This window comes from Curtobacterium sp. MCPF17_046 (genome assembly GCF_003224295.1).
GTDB lineage: Bacteria > Actinomycetota > Actinomycetes > Actinomycetales > Microbacteriaceae > Curtobacterium.
Genome location: NZ_QKLB01000007.1, coordinates 40,785 through 56,508, shown reverse-complemented (window position 1 = coordinate 56,508; position 15,724 = coordinate 40,785). Strand labels below are relative to the sequence as shown.

The following is a 15,724-nucleotide window of genomic DNA, read 5'->3' as shown; positions in this document are numbered from 1 at the left end:
GGCGGGGCCGGGACGGGGCTCCCGGCCGGCGTCCGCGCAGAGCGCACGGTGTCGGTCCCGGTGCGTCGGCGCCAGCAAGTAGTGTGGGTCGGGCTGGGTCCACATCAGGAGAGGCGGAGGCGTGACCGATCTCGTCGACACCACGGAGATGTACCTCCGCACCATCCTCGACCTCGAAGAAGAGGGCATCGTCCCGCTGCGCGCCCGGATCTCGGAGCGCCTCGGGCACTCGGGCCCCACGGTCTCGCAGACGATCGCCCGCATGGAGCGTGACGGCCTCGTCGTCGTCTCGGGCGACCGGCACCTGGAACTCACCGACACCGGTCGGTCCCGCGCCACGCACGTGATGCGCAAGCACCGTCTGGCCGAGCGGTTGCTCGCCGACGTGATCGGCCTCGACTGGGCCTTCGTCCACGACGAGGCCTGTCGGTGGGAGCACGTGATGAGCGAGCAGGTGGAGGTCCGCCTGCTCGAGATGCTCGGGAACCCGACGGAGTCCCCGTACGGCAACCCGATCCCCGGCCTCGCGGAGATCGGTGGACCCACGGCGGCCGGCTTCCTCGACGGGGTGCGCAACATCGTGGTGGCCACCGACGACACCGACGCGATCGCGACCGGCGTCATCCGCCGTCTGGGCGAGCCGGTGCAGTTCGAGCCGGAGCTGCTGCACCAGCTCCGCGCCGCCGGGGTCATGCCCGGACGCACGGCCAGCGTGCAGCGCGCGGGCGCCTACGTGGCGGTCCGCGTGGACGGCGAGGACGCCGGGATCGAGCTGCCGACCGAGGTCGCGCAGCACGTCTACATCAGCACCGACTGACGTCTCCTCGCCCGCCGCACCCAGGGGCAGGAACGGTCTGCCCTGTCCGGGCGTGCCCGTCCGTTCCCTGGACGCCCGTCGGACGCGGGTCATCGTCGGCGAGGACGTGCCGACGGCAGGACCGGACGGGCGGCGGGTGAAGGACGTGGTGGGCTCGCTCGAGATCAGCGGCAGGGACGACGTGCTCTGAGCGCCGTGCTCCGGCGATCGGAGCGGCGGTCCTGCTCACCGGCACACCGGTGAGCAGGACTGCGTCGCGGGGGAACTGCAACGCCGACCGGGGGAGGGACAGCGACGGACATCGAGTTCGACGCAGGCGACGCGAAGGCGGTCGCACTGGGGTCCGCCGGCCTGCCGAACGCGGTCGACTCGGCCGGCAAGGTGCACGCCGAGCACGTCTACGTCGGCCAGGCACGGAACGTCCTCCCCGACGAGGCCGGACAGGGCGACCACCTCGCAGCGCTCGGACGCACGGCACCCGGGCACCACGTGGATCCGTCCCGAGAGGCCTTCGGTGCGACGGTCTTCGGGACGGACTCGAACCCCGCCGACGCGGCGGACCGCAGGCCGGTCCTCGACCACGACCCGCTCACCGGTGACAGGTCCGGCTACCTGGACGCCGACACCGAGTCCGTGTACAACGTGGGGCGGGTCACGACGGGGCACGAGGACGATGCGACCGCGTACCACCCGGAACCACCGACGAAGCGAGACCAGGACCTGATCGACGGGAAGCCCTGGTGGATGGCGGGACAATGACGACGACGACCACCGCTCGGTGGACCACGGCGAGGCGCGCCGTCGCGGGCGTCCTCGTCATGACGGCCACCACCACCGTGCTCGCAGGCTGTGTCCTGCGGGGATCCGACACCGCAGCACCAGGACGAACGGAGCCGACCGTGGACGCCGACACCGCGAAGCAGCAGATGATCGAAGCCGTCGACGACGCCACCGAGCGACTCGGTGGGGAGTGGAAGGCGCGCACCGGCCCGGACTACCCGGAAGACTGCGAACTCGAGGACGGCACGGGAGGGGCGCAGTGGCGCTACCTGACCGGGAGCACGCTCGAGGGGTCGCCCGACGAGGACGCCACGCGCATGGAGGAGCACTGGAAGTCCCAGGGGGTGCAGGTCGTCCGCCGCGAGTCGAGCGACGGTCCCGCGGTCATCGGCAGCGGTGGCGGGAAGATCGCGTCGATCAGCGTGTACGCGTACCCCGGGAACTACACCGTGCAGGCGGTCTCGCTGTGCTTCCCCGGCAACGCCGACGACATCGCCGAGGACCTCTCCGGCGAGTGACCTGTCACCCGCCGACACAGCCCGGGCCAGGCGCTGCGTCGGGGTGCACCGGAGCCCGCGCTCCGGGGTACCTGCATCCCGTCCTCGTTCGCTGCGATCGCTCGGTGCAGGTGCCGGGCGTCACCGCACGAGGGTCCGTTGGTGGACCGGGATCGCCGCGGTGAGCTCGCGCCTGGGTCCTCGTGGTGGGCGAACGATAGGGGGTACGGCCCCGGGGGACAAGACCTGAGTGGACGTACAAGAAGCAGCAGGCCATCGTGGTGACCAATTCCCTCGCTCTGACCAGGGGTTCTTCACCTATCCGTTACCAGGTCACGGTTTCGTCTCGACATGTCCGCGGTGCGCCCGTACACTCGTCGAGTCCCGCGAGCAGCGATCTCGGGACCCGTGGCAGGACGTCTCGTGACCCGTCTCCTGCCTCGATCGGAAACGATGACGAACGGATGGGGTTGCACGCGACCGTCCTCGACCGGGCGCGTGTCACGAGGCGCCGGAGACCCACTTGACCCACACCGGAACCGCCGCGGACGACCCGACCGCGAACCCGACGACCACCGGTGACACCGTCGCAGCTCCCCTGACCCGCAGGGCAGCACGCGAAGCAGCCGAGCGTGCCGCACGTCGCCCGCTCGCCCGCACGGCGTCCGCCCCGACCGCACCCCGTACGAGCGCAGCCCGTCCGGCCGCCGCCCGGACGCCCGCCACCCGCGCTGCCGCGACCCGTGACGGCCGCGCCCTCGGCGTCACCCGCGCGGCCGCTCCGTCAGCGTCGTCCCGCAAGCGCCGGTTCATGGCTCCCGTCGTCCTGGCCGTCGCGGCGGGGATGTTCGGCACCATGGCCGTCCCGGCCGCCTTCGCGACCACCTCCACGTCGCAGGCCGGAGCTGCGCAGACCGACGCGGCCTCCGACCTCGCGGTGCAGGCGCAGCAGTTCGACGTGTCCGCCGCGGCCGGCGCAGCCGACACCTCGCGCGACGGCTTCAGCGCCACCTCGACCGCGACCCTCGAGGCGCAGGCCGCCGCGAAGGCAGCGGCGAAGGCCGCCGCCGAGCTCGAGGCCGCTCGTGCCGCGAAGGCAGCGGAGTACGCCTACGACGGCAAGACGGCCGAGGACTACCTCGCCGACGACACGACCGGAGCCGCCACGACCGCCTCGGCCGCGGACGCCGCCGCGACGAGTGCGGCCCCCGCCGCGGGGACCCCGTTCTCGCTGCCGGCCGTCGTCGCCACGGCGAAGCAGTACATCGGGACGCCCTACGTGTTCGGAGGCGCCACCCCCGCCGGGTTCGACTGCTCGGGCTACGTCATGTACGTCTACGCGCAGCACGGCATCAGCCTCGCCCACTCGGTCACGCTGCAGGACCAGGTCGGCACCACGATCCCCGAGTCGGAAGCGCAGCCGGGCGACGTCGTCGTCTTCAACGACGACTCGCACGACGGCTTCTACATGGGCAACGGCATGATCATGGACGCCCCGAAGCCCGGCGGCTCCGTATCGATCCGCCCGATCTGGTCGAGCAACTACCACATCGTCCGCTTCGGGATCTGACGACCCGGAACGACACCCTGCGCGCGCGCATGTGAACAGCGTCCGAACCGGCCCCGCACCCCTCGTGCGGGGCCGGTTTCTGGGTTAGCCTGCACGCATCGGATCGCCTCGACCCGAACGGGAGACCACATGTCGACGTCACGCACGACCCGCACCATGGGTCGGCGCGCGCATGTCGACATACGGACGACCACAGCCTGCGAGCCGCAACTCGCGCGCGACTGACCGGAGCACCGCCCTGACGGGTGGTGCTCTTCGTGTATCCGGCCCGCCACGACGGTGGGACCGCCCCGCTCCGGCAGGACGGCCCGCTCCGACGGCGTGGGCCGGCCGGACCCGCCCTCGGGCCCGGAGGCCGTGACCACCCGTTCCACGCCGACCGACCCGGTGCCCGCACCGCCTGGAAGCCGTCCAGGCACGTCGGAAGGGAACCCATGCGCACTCTCGTCCTCAACGCCGGTTACGAGCCCCTCGCGGTGATCTCGTTCCGTCGAGCCCTGGTCCTCGTCATGAACCAGAAGGCCTCCGTCGTCGCCGCCGACACCCTGCACCCCGTCACCGGTGCCGCCGTCAGCTACGACCGTCCGTCCGTCATCATCCTGACCCGGTACGTGCGCATCCCGCAGTCCCGGCTGATCCCGGTGTCCCGGCGCGGTGTGCTCCGCCGAGACGCCAACCGGTGCGCCTACTGCGGTCGGAACGCGACCACGATCGACCACGTCCAGCCGAAGTCCCGTGGCGGTCGAGACTCGTGGGAGAACCTCGTCGCCTGCTGCCTCGCCTGCAACAACGTCAAGGGCGACCGCACCCCGCGTGAGATGGGGTGGACGCTGCGGTTCCCGCCGAAGGCCCCGCACGGTTCGGCCTGGGTCGTCCGCGGCATCGAGCGGCCGCAGCCGGACTGGGACGAGTACCTGGTCGCCGCGTAGGTGGGGCCGGACGGGAGGCCTCGGGTACGCCCGCCCCACGCCTCTCGTCCGGCGCGTCCCGGCTCCCGCTAGAGTGGTCGGGCCGGCCTCTGTAGCTCAATGGAAGAGCAGTTCCGTCCTAAGGAAAGGGTTGGGGGTTCGAGTCCCTCCAGGGGCACCTCGGTGGTCCGTCCGGTCCCGTCCTCAGGAACGGGTTGGGGGTTCGAGTCCCTCCAGGGGCACCTCGGTGGTCCGTCCGGGCCCGTCCTCAGGAGCGCGAACCAGCCCGGGTGTTCGTCGGCGCGACCGCCAGGACGACGAGCACGATCGCGATCACGCCCAGCCCGGCCCACCCGACCGCGGTGAGCCGCTCGCCGACCACCAGCACCGCGAGCACGGCAGCGACCGCCGGTTCGGTGAGGGTGACGGCGGTGGCGGTGCTCGCCGGGATCCTCGCCAGTCCGTACCCGAACAGCAGGTACCCGAGGAACATCGGCACGATCGCCATGTACACGCCGACCGCGGCGTTCTGCGGCGACGCGAGCAGGGGCGCTCCGGTGACGGCGAGCACCGGCATGAGGAGCAGCCCACCGCCGCCGAACACGGCACCCATCGCGGCCGCGCGGGGGACCCCGTCGACCATGAGCCGACGCGACGTCCACGAGTAGACCGCGTACGTGGTTCCGGCCACGAGGCCGAGCACGACCCCGAGGACCGTCGACCCAGGCGACCCGACGCCGGCCGGGTCCGCCGACCCCGCCAGGCTGGACAGGCAGAGCAGCACGCTCCCGACGACACCGAGCGCCGCGGCGAGCACCCACCACCGGCTGAGCGGCCGCCGGTCGACGACCCGCTCCAGGACCCCGGACGCCAGGGGAGCGGACGCCAACGACACCACGGAGCCGACGGCCACCCCGGCGGTGTGCATCGAGCTGTAGAACGCGAGCGGGTACACCGCGACGGCGACCGCGCCGACGAGGACGAGTGCGCGGCTCCGCACGAGCAATGGAGCAGCCGCTCGGAGGGCCCGCGCGCCGACGACCGCCTGCAGGATCCCGCCGACGCCGAGCGCCGCGGCACCGATCGCGAGCGGGCCGACGTCGGGCGCGAAGGTCGCGGCGGTGCCGGTGGTGCCCCAGAGGAAAGCGGTAACGGTGACGGCGAGCAGTCCGGCGCGGCGCTCGTCCCTCACGATCGACCTCCGTCGTCCCCGGTGCGGGTGCGGCTCCGACCGGTGTGGCCGCCACTCTAGTGAGCACCTCCACGGTGTCCGTGCGCCCGGCGCGGCTCGGGCGGATACTGGGTGCGTGCGAGAACTCCAAGCCGCCATCGCCGCGGACCTCAACGTCCAGCCGACCATCGACCCGGAGCAGGAGATCGCCCGACGCGTGGGCTTCCTGCGTGACTACCTGCTGACCACCGGCGCGAACGGCTACGTCCTCGCCGTCAGCGGCGGGCAGGACTCCACGCTCGCCGGCCGCCTGACGCAGCTCGCGGTCGAGTCGCTCCGCTCCGAGGGGCACGCCGCCGAGTTCGTCACCGTGCGGATGCCCTACCGGGTGCAGGCCGACGAGGACGACGCGCAGCTCGCCCTGCAGTTCATCGCCGCGGACCCCGGCATCGTCGTGAACATCGAGCACGGGGTGGACGGCGTGGTGCAGGACACCGCGGAGGCCGGCGTCGCCCTGAGCGACTTCGTGAAGGGCAACGTGAAGGCCCGCATGCGCATGGTCGCGCAGTACGCCGTCGCCGGGCAGCGCGGGCTCCTGGTCGTCGGCACCGACCACGCGGCCGAGGCCGTGACCGGCTTCTTCACGAAGTACGGCGACGGCGGCGTCGACCTCACGCCGCTGACCGGTCTGACGAAGAGCCAGGGGCGCCAGCTGCTCGAGCACCTCGGTGCGCCGGCCCGCCTGTACGAGAAGGCGCCGACCGCGGACCTGCTCGACGACCTGCCCGGCCAGACCGACGAGGCGAACCTCGGCCTCACCTACGCCGAGCTCGACGCCTACCTGCAGGGACACGACGTCCCGGTCGAGGTCGCCGAGGCGATCGAGGCGCGGTACCGCTCGACCGAGCACAAGCGTCAGGTGCCGGCGTCGCCGTTCGACGAGTGGTGGCGTCGCTGACGTCCCAGCGCGGTCGCTGAGGTGACCGGAGACACACGGGAGGCCCGTCACCAACTGGTGACGGGCCTCCCGTGTGTCCGTGGTCCCGGATCAGGCGGAGGGGCGACCGTCCTGGTCGTCGCGGCCGGCGTCCTGCCGTCCGCGGTCCTGGGGGCCGGCGTCCTCGCGCTGCTCGGTGAGTCGCTCCTGCCAGACGATGCTCCGGGCCGCGCCCTCGAGGACGTCGTCGACGCTGTTGCCGGTCCGTGCGGCGAGTGCGCCGCTGAGCCCGGCGGTCAGGGTGCCGCCGGCCTGCGCGAGCCGCTCCACGACCTCCTCCTGCCGGTCGGTCAGGGGCACGTCGACGAGTTCGTCGATGGTCTCGCGGATGTTCGCCTCGCTCGCGTCCATCGCGGCCTCGTCGCCGGACTGGAGTGCGGCGGCCTCACCGACCACGACGAGGCCGAGCCGTGCTGCGTCCTGTTCCGGGCGACGGGTGTCGTTCGCATCAGTCATGTCGTGGACCGTACGCCGGGTGCCTGCGCGCGTTCCGGACTTCCGGGGCACAGGACGACGGGAGGCCCGGAACCAGCTGGTCCCGGGCCTCCCGGCCACCAGCGCGTCGGCGCCGGTGTGTGTCCGTGTGTCAGCGGCGGTTGCCGCCACGACCCGCGACGCGGGTGTAGATGAGCACGACGATGATCGCGCCGATGATCGACCCGATGAGGCCGGACGGCTGGAAGAAGCCGTCCGCGAGGTCGTGGCGGAAGATCAGGAATCCGAGCAGGCCTCCGACGAACGAGCCGACGATGCCGAGGATGATGGTCATCAGGATCGACATGTGCTGCTTACCGGGGATGACCAGCCGTGCGATGGCGCCGGCGATGAGGCCGACGACGATGAGGCCGATGATGGTGCCGAGTACACCCATGTTGTTCTCCTTGTTCTGCGGCCGGTCCGAGGCTGCGGCGGATCACCGAGCTCAGGGCCGACACCCGAGTGAACACGCGCCCGGCCCAGCACGTTCCCAGCAAGCGCAGGCGATCGGTCAGAGCGCCCCCGACGACTCCAGCTCCGCCTGCAGCTCGGCGTCGGACGGCTCGACGAAGTGCTTGCCGTCCGGCAGCACCACGACGGGGATGTTCTTCCGGCCACTGATCGCCTGCGCGCGGTCGGCGGCGGACAGGTCGGCCTCGACGTCCACGTACTCGTAGTCCACGCCCAGTCGGTCCAGCAGCGCCTTGGAGCGGCGGCAGTCGCGGCACCAGTCCGCGCCGAACACGGTCACCTTGTCGAACGTCTCATCGGTCATGCGGGGGACTACGCGAACCGCGTCATCCGTATTCCCGGAGACCCTCGGCATGCGGCGCGGAGCACGATGAGGCACATGACGCTCGAGACCGCGCACGTCGGCGCGCACCCCCACCACCGGCACGGCTGGTGGTGGAAGACCCTCCTCAGCGGGTTCCTGCTGTGGGTCGTGACGATCATCGTCACCGTCGCCACGCAGAACACGAACCTGGTGCCGACCATCATCCTGCTCGGCAGCTTCCTCGTGCCCTTCACCGTGGTGCTGTTCGTCATCGAACGGGTCACCGGCACGGTGAGCACGATGCAGCTGGTCACGGCGTTCTTCGTCGGCGGGGTCCTCGGGGTGCTCGGGGCGTCCCTGCTCGAGTCCGACCTGCGCCCCGGGGCGACCCTGTACCTGCTCGTCGGCTTCGCCGAGGAACTCGTGAAGGGCCTGCTGCTGGTCGTGGTCGGCTGGCGGGTCCGACCGAAGACGGCACGGCAGGGCGCACTGCTCGGGGCGACGGTGGGTGCCGGGTTCTCGGCGTTCGAGTCGGCCGGGTACGCGTTCAACGCGGCGATCACCACCCGCGGCATCGACCTCGTGTCGCTCCTGCAGACCGAGGTGGCCCGCGCCGTGCTCTCGCCGGTGGGGCACGTGCTCTGGACGGCGATCCTCGGGGCGGTGCTCTTCGGGGCGGCGCACGGTCGTCCCCGGTTCCGGTGGACGTGGTCGGTGCTGGTCGCCTACGTCGTGGTGTCGGTGCTGCACGGGCTGTGGGACTCGAACTCGACGATCTCGACCCTGCTCGCGTTCGTGATCACCGGGACGCCGTTCTCGGCGGCGCAGGACGGGACCGTGCCCCCCGCGCTCGCCGGTGTCGTGACGACGCTGTACGTCGCCGGCCTCGCCGTCGTGAGCGTGATCGGCGTCGCCGTCCTGGTCGGGGTGCTCCTGCATCACCGGCGGCTGACGCGGCGGATCGAGGCGCAGCAGGTACCGGCCGTCGGTTCGTGGCAGGTCCCCGCCGGACCGTGGGGTGTCCCCGACGACGGTGCCGAGCAGGTCTGGCACCGGACGCCGCCGCCGCACGTGCTCTGACCGGGCGGGCCCGGCGCGCCCGTGCGCCACGGCCAGCCTCGACCGCCGGCACCACCGGCACCGCCGGGCCACCGGCCCGCCCTACGATGTCCCCATGCCGCGCGCCGACCCGACCCGCGCTGATCCCGCAACGTCGGCCTGGGTGTCCGCCGCGGTCCGGCACACCGCCCGCGTGACGAACACGCTCCTCGCCGCCCGGCGCTTCCGCGTCGTCGGCGGTGATCCCCGGGACGCCGCCGCCCTGCACGCATCGCTCGTCGGGCTCGGAGCCCGACCGGCGGACGCCGGTGACGGCGCGGCCGTCGACCAGCTCTGGTGTCTCGGCACGCCCGAACAGAGCGCCGCTGCCGTGGAGGACGCCACCGCGGACCGTCCCCGCGGCGCGCTGCTGCTCGTGGTCGATGCCGGCCGCCACGTCCCCGCCGTCGACGAGGACGCCTTCGGCCCGACCGTGCTCGCCCGCCCCGGCGTCCGCGGCGTGCCGACGCTCTCCGACGACGTGTTCCTCGTGTCGACCGGCCGCGAGCCCGAGGACGACCCCGCCGCCGAGGCCCGCATCCGCTGGGCCCGCCGCTCCATGCCGGTGTCCCGTGCCGTCGCCGACGAGCTCCGGCAGGGCGGCCTGCTCCGGGGCACCCGCGTCGGGGTGAGCCTGTTCCTCGAGCCGAAGACCGCCGTGCTGTCCCTCCTGCTGCAGGACGCCGGCGCCGAGGTGGTCGTCTACGCGCATGCGGACGAGACGGACGACGCCGTCGCCGCGGTCCTCCGCCGGGCCGGCGTCCCCGTGCACGCGAGCAGCACCGCGACCGTGGCGGAACAGCGCGCGCTCGCGCTCGCGATGCTCGACACCCGGCCGCACGTGCTCGTCGACGACGGGTCGCACGTCATCCGGCTCGTGCACCAGGAGCGCCCCGACCTGCTGCCGACGATGCTCGGAGCTGCCGAGGAGACCACGAGCGGCCTCCGCCCGCTGCGCGTGATGGCGGCCCGCGGCCAGCTCGGGATCCCGGTCGTCGCGGTGAACGACGCCCGCACCAAGACGTTCTTCGACAACCGGTACGGCACGGGGCAGTCGACGGTGTTCGCGACACTCGACCTGGTCGACGCGCTCGACCCCGGCGTCCGGCCCGACCTGACGGGAGGCCGGGCGGTCGTCGCCGGGTTCGGTCACGTGGGGGAGGGGGTCGCCCTGGTCCTCCGGGCGCTCGGGTTCCGGGTCACCGTCGCCGACACCGACCCGGTCCGGGCGCTGCAGGCCGTGTTCGCCGGGTACGAGGTCGCTCCGCTCGTCGACGCCGTCCGCACCGCCGACCTGGTGGTGAGCGCGACCGGGGTGGCGGACACGGTCAGCCTGACGGTGCTCCGTGCGTGCGCTCCCGGAGCGGTCCTGTCGGTCGCGGGCGGGGTGGACCAGGAGATCGCGGTCGAGGACGCCGTCGCAGCGGGGGCCGAGCGGACGACGGTGGGTCGACGGGTCGAGCGCCTCACGCTCCCGGACGGTCCCGGCGTGCTGCTGCTCGACGGCGGCGGGTGCATCAACATCACCGCGGCCGAGGGCAACCCGATCGAGGTGATGGACCTGTCCTTCGCGGCGCAGCTCGGTGCCGTGCGGATGCTCGTCGAGCGGGGCGACGAGCTGGACCGCGCCGTCGTGCCGATCGACCCCGAGGTGGACGAGGCGACCGCCCGCGTGGCGCTCGCCGCGTTCGGGGCGCGGGGTGGGCCTCCCGGCGGTGGTACCGACCTGGGCGGCACGTCCGCCGCGACGCTCGCCGCGCAACCCGTGGACCGCGAGCCGGACGTCCGGACCCGACGCTTCGGGGACCCGACGTGACCGGTCGGCGGCCGACCGCACCCGCGCAGACGACGGTGCACTCCGCTCGGATCGTCGTGCCGATGACCGCGCCGCCGATCGCGGACGGCGCCGTCGCGGTGCGCGACGGCCGGATCCTGCACGTCGGCGAACGCTCCTGGGTGGTGGACCAGCTCGACGGCACCCCCGTGACCGAGCGGCGGTGGCGGGGTGCGCTCCTCCCGGGACTCGTCAACGCGCACACGCACCTGCAGTACACAGGCATGGCCGGTGTCGGGCGCGGCCGGTACGCCGGATTCGAGGACTGGGCCGCCGCGTTCAACGCCGTCTACGCGCAGCCACACGACTGGCGGGCCGAGGCCGCGGCCGGTGCGGCACAGTCGGTGGCGGCCGGGGTGACGAGCATCGCCGACGTGGTGACCGACATCGAGGCGGTGACCGCGCTCGAGGACGCCGGTCTCGGCGGCATCGCCTACTGGGAGGTGATGGACTGGGAGAACGCCGCCTGGCAGGAGCGCGGGCGCGACCAGGTCCTCGCCGAACTCGAGCGGGTGCCCACCACCCCCGGCGCCGGGCTCTCCCCGCACGCCCCGTACTCGCTCGACGTCGCGCCGCTGCTCGAACTGCCCGACATCGTCCGGCAGCGCGGACTCCGGCTGCACCTGCACCTCGGCGAAGCGGCCTTCGAGGGTGAGCGCACCGCGATCGAACCGATCCCCGGCTTCGCGGGCGTCGTCGGCGTCGGCCACGGTGCGGACTGGCACCTGGCGAACGTGCCGTCCTTCCGGGCCATGCGCGCGCTCGGGTTCGGCGCGAGTGCGACCTCGTTCGTGGACCGCCTCGGCGTGCTCGGGCCGGACTGCCACATCGCGCACGGCGTCTACATGACCGCCGCCGACCGGGCACTGCTCCGCGCGCGCGGCACCGCGGTCGCGCTCTGCCCGCGCTCGAACGCCGTCATCGGGCTCGACCCGCCGCCGGTCGCCGACTACCTGAGAGAGGGCAGCCCGATCGCCGTGGGCACCGACTCGCTGTCGTCCTCGCCGTCGCTCGACCCGATGGCGGACGTCACCGCACTGCACCGCATCGCCCGCGCACAGGGCTACAGCGGACGCGACCTGCACGAGCGGCTGCTCGCGGCGGCGACCCTCGGTGGCGCCCACGCGATGGGACTCGCGGTCGGACCGGACCGGATCGGACACCTGGCCGTCGGAGCCCGCGCCGACCTCGCGGTGTTCGACGTCGACGCCCGGACCGTGCCGGACGCGCTCGCCGAACTCGTGGAGGACGGAGCCGGGCGTGCGGTGGCGACCGTCGTCCGCGGGGTGGTCCGGACCACCGAAGCTGCTGCCCGTGTCCCCCTGGCCCCGTCCGCCGCAGGCGCGGCACCCACCCCGAGCAAGGAGTCCCGATGACCGACACCGCACCCCGCCCCGGCATGGCCGCTCGCCGCACCGTCGCCGGCGACGTCGTCGAGTGGCTCGACGTCCCGCAGCGCGCCGCCGCGCTCGGCATGGAGCCGCACCCCGAGGGTGGCTGGTTTGTCCGCACGTGGACGTCGCCCGCAACCGTGAGCACGCCCGCGGGTGAGCGCCCCGCCGCGACGCTCATCCACTTCCTCCTGCCGCCGGGCGAGGCCTCCGCGTGGCACCGCGTGACGAGCGACGAGATCTGGATGTGGCACGGGCCGGACGCCGTCGAGCTCGAACTCGGCGGGTCCGGCGACCAGCCGGAGCCCGGCGCACGCATCACCCTCGGCCCGGACGCCGGCCGTGACCGCGTGAACGACGCACAGGCGTTCGTCCGCGGAGGCGTGTGGCAGCGGACGCTCCCGGGTGACGGCGAGGTGCTCCTCAGCTGCCTGGTGTCGCCCGGGTTCTCGTTCGACGACTTCACGATGCTCGACTGATGTACTGTACTTGACCCCGTGAAGGAGGCGGTCCTACGTTGGCATCGCTGGCCGTCCGGCCAGGATCACAACGGGAGGAACCGCCCATGGCACGACTTCGAACCGGTGCTGCAGCCGTCGCTGCTGCGGCGCTGATCGCCGCCGTCGGCCTGCTGCTCCGGCTCCCGGTCGCACTCCCGGTGAGCGCGTCGTTGGTCGCGGCCAGCGTTGCCGTCATGACCACCCCGCCGGCGTCCGACCGTTGGGTCACGGGACTCGCGGCGAGTGCGGCGATGTTCCTGGCGATCACCTACACCGGCGCGGCGATCAACGAGCGTCGGCGCCGCTGACACCAGCCGAGCGTCGGCAGGGCAGGAACCGCGTCGACCGGTCGTTGGTATCCCACGGCCCAGTACACTCGGGTCCTGCCCTGTTCCCCCTGACGAAGGCCAGACCGTGACCCGTCCCCTCCGCCTGACCATCGCCGTCGCGACCACCACCGTCGCCGCGCTCGCCCTCGCCGCATGCTCCGCAGGGGGCAGCAGCGACAACGCCGAGGGCACCGTCACCGACGGCAAGCTCACGATCGCCACCGGCGACCCGGCGTACTCGCCCTGGGTCGAGGACAACCAGCCCGAGTCCGGCAAGGGCTTCGAGTCCGCCGTGGCCTACGCCGTCGCGGAGGAGATGGGCTACGCGAAGAGCGACGTCGTGTGGGAGCGCAGCACCTTCGACAGCGCGATCGCCCCTGGTGCGAAGGACTGGGACCTCAACATCCAGCAGTTCTCGATCGACGCCAAGCGCAAGAAGGCCGTCGACATGTCGACGCCGTACTACACGACCACGCAGGCCGTCGTGACGACCACCGGGTCGAAGGCCGCCGGTGACACGACGATCGCCGCGCTGAAGCAGGACACGATCGGCGTCGCCGCCGGGTCGACGAGCATCCAGAGCGTCAAGTCCGTGCTCGGCGTCACCCCGCAGGTGTTCAACTCGAACGACGACGCCGTGCTCGCGCTCAAGTCGGGCCAGATCGACGCGATCGTCACCGACCTGCCGACCGCGTTCTACATGTCCGCCGCCCAGCTCGACGACGGCACCGTGTCGGCGCAGTTCCCGTCCGACGACGCGGGCGACCAGTTCGGCTTCGTCCTGCCGAAGGACTCGGCGTTGACGAGCAAGGTCGACGACGCCCTCGAGTCGCTCGAGGAGGACGGCACGCTCGAGCAGCTGCAGACGAAGTGGCTCTCCTCCGAGACGAACACCCCGGTCCTGAAGTGACGCGGGCATGACCCTGCCCGCCGGTGCGGGCGGTCCGGCGGGCGTGGGCGCGCCCGTCGCCGCCCCGGCACCCAGCCAGGTCGAACGCGAGCGGCAGCTCTACCGCCAGCAGCGCGGCCGCCGTTCCGTCGTGGTGTCCGTCGTCTCGACGCTCGTGGTCGTCGCGCTCGTCTGGGTCGGCGTGGTCAACACCCCCGGGTGGGCCGCGGTGCAGCGGTCGTTCTTCGACCCGCAGGTGGCGTGGGAGACCCTGCCCGACATCCTGCTCGGGCTCTGGCTGAACGTCCGGATCCTGTTCGCCGCCAGCATCGGCGTCGCCGTGCTCGGCACCCTGCTCGCGGTCGTCCGCGGACTGCGGAGCCCGGTGTTCTTCCCGCTCCGGATGCTCGCGACCGGGTACACGGACCTGTTCCGCGGCCTGCCGCTCATCATCGTGCTGTACCTGGTCGGGTTCGGCCTGCCCGGGCTCGGGGTCTTCCCGCGGCTGGCGCCCGAGTTCTGGGGCACCATCGCGATCGTGCTGACCTACTCGTCGTACGTCGCCGAGGTGCTCCGCGCCGGCATGGAGGCGGTGCACCCGTCCCAGCGCCTGGCCGCCCGGTCGCTCGGCCTGTCCCACGCGCAGACGCTGCGGCTCGTCGTGCTGCCGCAGGCGATCCGCAAGGTCACGCCGGCGCTCATGAACGACTTCGTGTCGATGCAGAAGGACGTCGGGCTCGTCTCGATCCTCGGCGCCGTCGACGCCGTCCGCAGCGCCCAGATCGCGCAGGCGGAGCAGACGAACTTCACGCCCTACCTGGTCGCCGGCCTGCTCTTCGTCCTCATCAGCCTGCCGCTCATCCGGGTCACGGACGCCGTCGCCCGGAAGCAGCAGCAGCGTGAACAGATCGGAGGCACGGTGTGACCGAGCAGACCGCTCCCGTCCTCGAACTGCGTGGATTGCGCAAGTCCTTCGGCGACCGCCCCGTCCTGCGCGGGATCGACCTGACCGTGCACCGACACGAGGTGATCTGCGTCATCGGGGCGTCCGGCTCCGGCAAGTCGACGTTGCTCAAGACCGTGAACCTGCTCGAGGGCATCGACGACGGGCAGGTCCTCCTCCAGGGCGAGGACGTCTCGGACCCCCGCGTCGACGTCGACGCCACCCGCGCGCGGATCGGCGTCGTCTTCCAGCAGTTCAACCTGTTCCCGCACATGAGCGTCCTCGACAACGTGACCCTCGCATCGCGGAAGGTGCACCGGGCCTCCCGTGCGGACGCCGAGGCGACGGCTCGCCGCCTGCTCGACCGGATCGGGCTCGGCGACTTCGCCGGCTCGTACCCGGACCGTCTGTCGGGTGGGCAGCAGCAGCGCGTCGCGATCGTCCGGGCCGTCGCGTCGGACCCGGAGCTGCTCCTGCTCGACGAGGTGACGAGCGCCCTCGACCCGCAGCTCGTCGGCGAGGTGCTCGACCTCGTCACCGAGCTCAAGCAGCAGGGGTCGACGATCCTCATGACGACGCACGAGATGCACTTCGCCCGGAACGTCGCCGACCGGATCGTCTTCCTGCACGAGGGCGAGGTCGTCGAGCAGGGCGCTCCCGCGGCCGTCCTCGACGCCCCGCAGCACCCGGCGCTCCGGGCGTTCCTGGCGCGCGTGCACGCGTAGCGGCGACACGGCCGTCGACGGTG

The 15,724-nt window shown here is 72.6% G+C and carries 19 protein-coding genes and 1 tRNA gene; 16 read left to right on the top strand and 4 right to left on the bottom strand.

Annotation, left to right across the window (positions count from 1 at the left end; all coding sequences use genetic code 11):
* Positions 1-121: 121 nt before the first annotated feature.
* From DEJ32_RS08350 to DEJ32_RS08325, 7 genes are all read left to right on the top strand, one after another.
* Positions 122-817, top strand: a complete 696-nt coding sequence (locus DEJ32_RS08350; RefSeq protein WP_110824083.1) for a metal-dependent transcriptional regulator — start codon at positions 122-124, stop codon at positions 815-817.
* 52 nt (positions 818-869) lie between these two features.
* Positions 870-1,007: a hypothetical protein gene (locus tag DEJ32_RS16200; RefSeq protein ID WP_181419630.1), complete on the top strand. Its 138-nt coding sequence runs from the start codon at positions 870-872 to the stop codon at positions 1,005-1,007.
* A 191-nt stretch (positions 1,008-1,198) separates the two neighbouring features.
* The gene (locus DEJ32_RS08345; RefSeq protein WP_110900937.1) at positions 1,199-1,576 is read left to right on the top strand and encodes a hypothetical protein; all 378 of its coding nucleotides are present in this window, start codon (positions 1,199-1,201) and stop codon (positions 1,574-1,576) included.
* 140 nt (positions 1,577-1,716) lie between these two features.
* The gene (locus DEJ32_RS08340) at positions 1,717-2,115 is read left to right on the top strand and encodes a hypothetical protein (protein ID WP_146234110.1); all 399 of its coding nucleotides are present in this window, start codon (positions 1,717-1,719) and stop codon (positions 2,113-2,115) included.
* Between the two features lie 502 nt (positions 2,116-2,617).
* Positions 2,618-3,664 (top strand): C40 family peptidase, encoded by a 1,047-nt coding sequence (locus tag DEJ32_RS16615; RefSeq protein ID WP_110900935.1) that lies wholly within the window; start codon positions 2,618-2,620, stop codon positions 3,662-3,664.
* Positions 3,665-4,098: 434 nt separating this feature from the next.
* The gene (locus tag DEJ32_RS08330) at positions 4,099-4,593 is read left to right on the top strand and encodes an HNH endonuclease (protein WP_110824428.1); all 495 of its coding nucleotides are present in this window, start codon (positions 4,099-4,101) and stop codon (positions 4,591-4,593) included.
* An 85-nt stretch (positions 4,594-4,678) separates the two neighbouring features.
* Positions 4,679-4,750: transfer RNA gene (locus tag DEJ32_RS08325), tRNA-Arg, on the top strand.
* 90 nt (positions 4,751-4,840) lie between these two features.
* Here the strand turns inward: DEJ32_RS08325 and DEJ32_RS08320 are convergent.
* Positions 4,841-5,764 carry a DMT family transporter gene (locus DEJ32_RS08320; RefSeq protein WP_258368946.1) on the bottom strand — a complete coding sequence of 308 codons (924 nt, stop codon included), beginning with the start codon at positions 5,762-5,764 and terminating at the stop codon, positions 4,841-4,843.
* A 115-nt stretch (positions 5,765-5,879) separates the two neighbouring features.
* On the opposite strand from DEJ32_RS08320, the gene nadE reads away from it, so the two are divergent.
* On the top strand, positions 5,880-6,701 hold the full coding sequence (gene nadE, locus DEJ32_RS08315) for an ammonia-dependent NAD(+) synthetase (RefSeq protein WP_110900933.1): 822 nt from the start codon (positions 5,880-5,882) through the stop codon (positions 6,699-6,701).
* Between the two features lie 90 nt (positions 6,702-6,791).
* Here nadE and DEJ32_RS08310 read toward each other — a convergent pair whose 3' ends face one another.
* The 3 genes from DEJ32_RS08310 to DEJ32_RS08300 form a co-directional block, all read right to left on the bottom strand.
* On the bottom strand, positions 6,792-7,196 hold the full coding sequence (locus DEJ32_RS08310) for a hypothetical protein (protein WP_110900932.1): 405 nt from the start codon (positions 7,194-7,196) through the stop codon (positions 6,792-6,794).
* 130 nt (positions 7,197-7,326) lie between these two features.
* The gene (locus DEJ32_RS08305) at positions 7,327-7,611 is read right to left on the bottom strand and encodes a GlsB/YeaQ/YmgE family stress response membrane protein (protein WP_110900931.1); all 285 of its coding nucleotides are present in this window, start codon (positions 7,609-7,611) and stop codon (positions 7,327-7,329) included.
* A gap of 117 nt (positions 7,612-7,728) precedes the next feature.
* Positions 7,729-7,992 carry a glutaredoxin domain-containing protein gene (locus DEJ32_RS08300; RefSeq protein WP_110900930.1) on the bottom strand — a complete coding sequence of 88 codons (264 nt, stop codon included), beginning with the start codon at positions 7,990-7,992 and terminating at the stop codon, positions 7,729-7,731.
* A 75-nt stretch (positions 7,993-8,067) separates the two neighbouring features.
* Here DEJ32_RS08300 and DEJ32_RS08295 point away from each other — a divergent pair, with 75 nt between their 5' ends.
* From DEJ32_RS08295 to DEJ32_RS08260, 8 genes are all read left to right on the top strand, one after another.
* Positions 8,068-9,072 (top strand): PrsW family intramembrane metalloprotease, encoded by a 1,005-nt coding sequence (locus DEJ32_RS08295; RefSeq protein WP_258366022.1) that lies wholly within the window; start codon positions 8,068-8,070, stop codon positions 9,070-9,072.
* A 94-nt stretch (positions 9,073-9,166) separates the two neighbouring features.
* Positions 9,167-10,906 (top strand): adenosylhomocysteinase, encoded by a 1,740-nt coding sequence (locus DEJ32_RS08290; protein ID WP_146234109.1) that lies wholly within the window; start codon positions 9,167-9,169, stop codon positions 10,904-10,906.
* 62 nt (positions 10,907-10,968) lie between these two features.
* Positions 10,969-12,300, top strand: a complete 1,332-nt coding sequence (locus DEJ32_RS08285) for an amidohydrolase family protein (protein ID WP_110900994.1) — start codon at positions 10,969-10,971, stop codon at positions 12,298-12,300.
* Positions 12,297-12,794, top strand: coding sequence for a cupin domain-containing protein (locus DEJ32_RS08280; protein WP_258368944.1), 498 nt, complete (start codon positions 12,297-12,299; stop codon positions 12,792-12,794). The genes DEJ32_RS08285 and DEJ32_RS08280 overlap by 4 nt, the downstream gene beginning before the upstream one ends.
* Before the next feature lie 86 nt (positions 12,795-12,880).
* Positions 12,881-13,123: a hypothetical protein gene (locus tag DEJ32_RS08275; RefSeq protein WP_110900928.1), complete on the top strand. Its 243-nt coding sequence runs from the start codon at positions 12,881-12,883 to the stop codon at positions 13,121-13,123.
* Positions 13,124-13,229: 106 nt separating this feature from the next.
* Complete coding sequence (locus DEJ32_RS08270) at positions 13,230-14,054, top strand: ABC transporter substrate-binding protein (RefSeq protein ID WP_110900927.1); 825 nt, start codon at positions 13,230-13,232, stop codon at positions 14,052-14,054.
* Between the two features lie 7 nt (positions 14,055-14,061).
* Positions 14,062-14,958, top strand: a complete 897-nt coding sequence (locus tag DEJ32_RS08265) for an amino acid ABC transporter permease (protein ID WP_110824070.1) — start codon at positions 14,062-14,064, stop codon at positions 14,956-14,958.
* A complete protein-coding gene (locus tag DEJ32_RS08260; protein ID WP_110900926.1) occupies positions 14,955-15,701 on the top strand; it encodes an amino acid ABC transporter ATP-binding protein in 747 nt (248 codons plus the stop codon). The genes DEJ32_RS08265 and DEJ32_RS08260 overlap by 4 nt, the downstream gene beginning before the upstream one ends.
* The last annotated feature ends 23 nt before the right edge of the window (positions 15,702-15,724 follow it).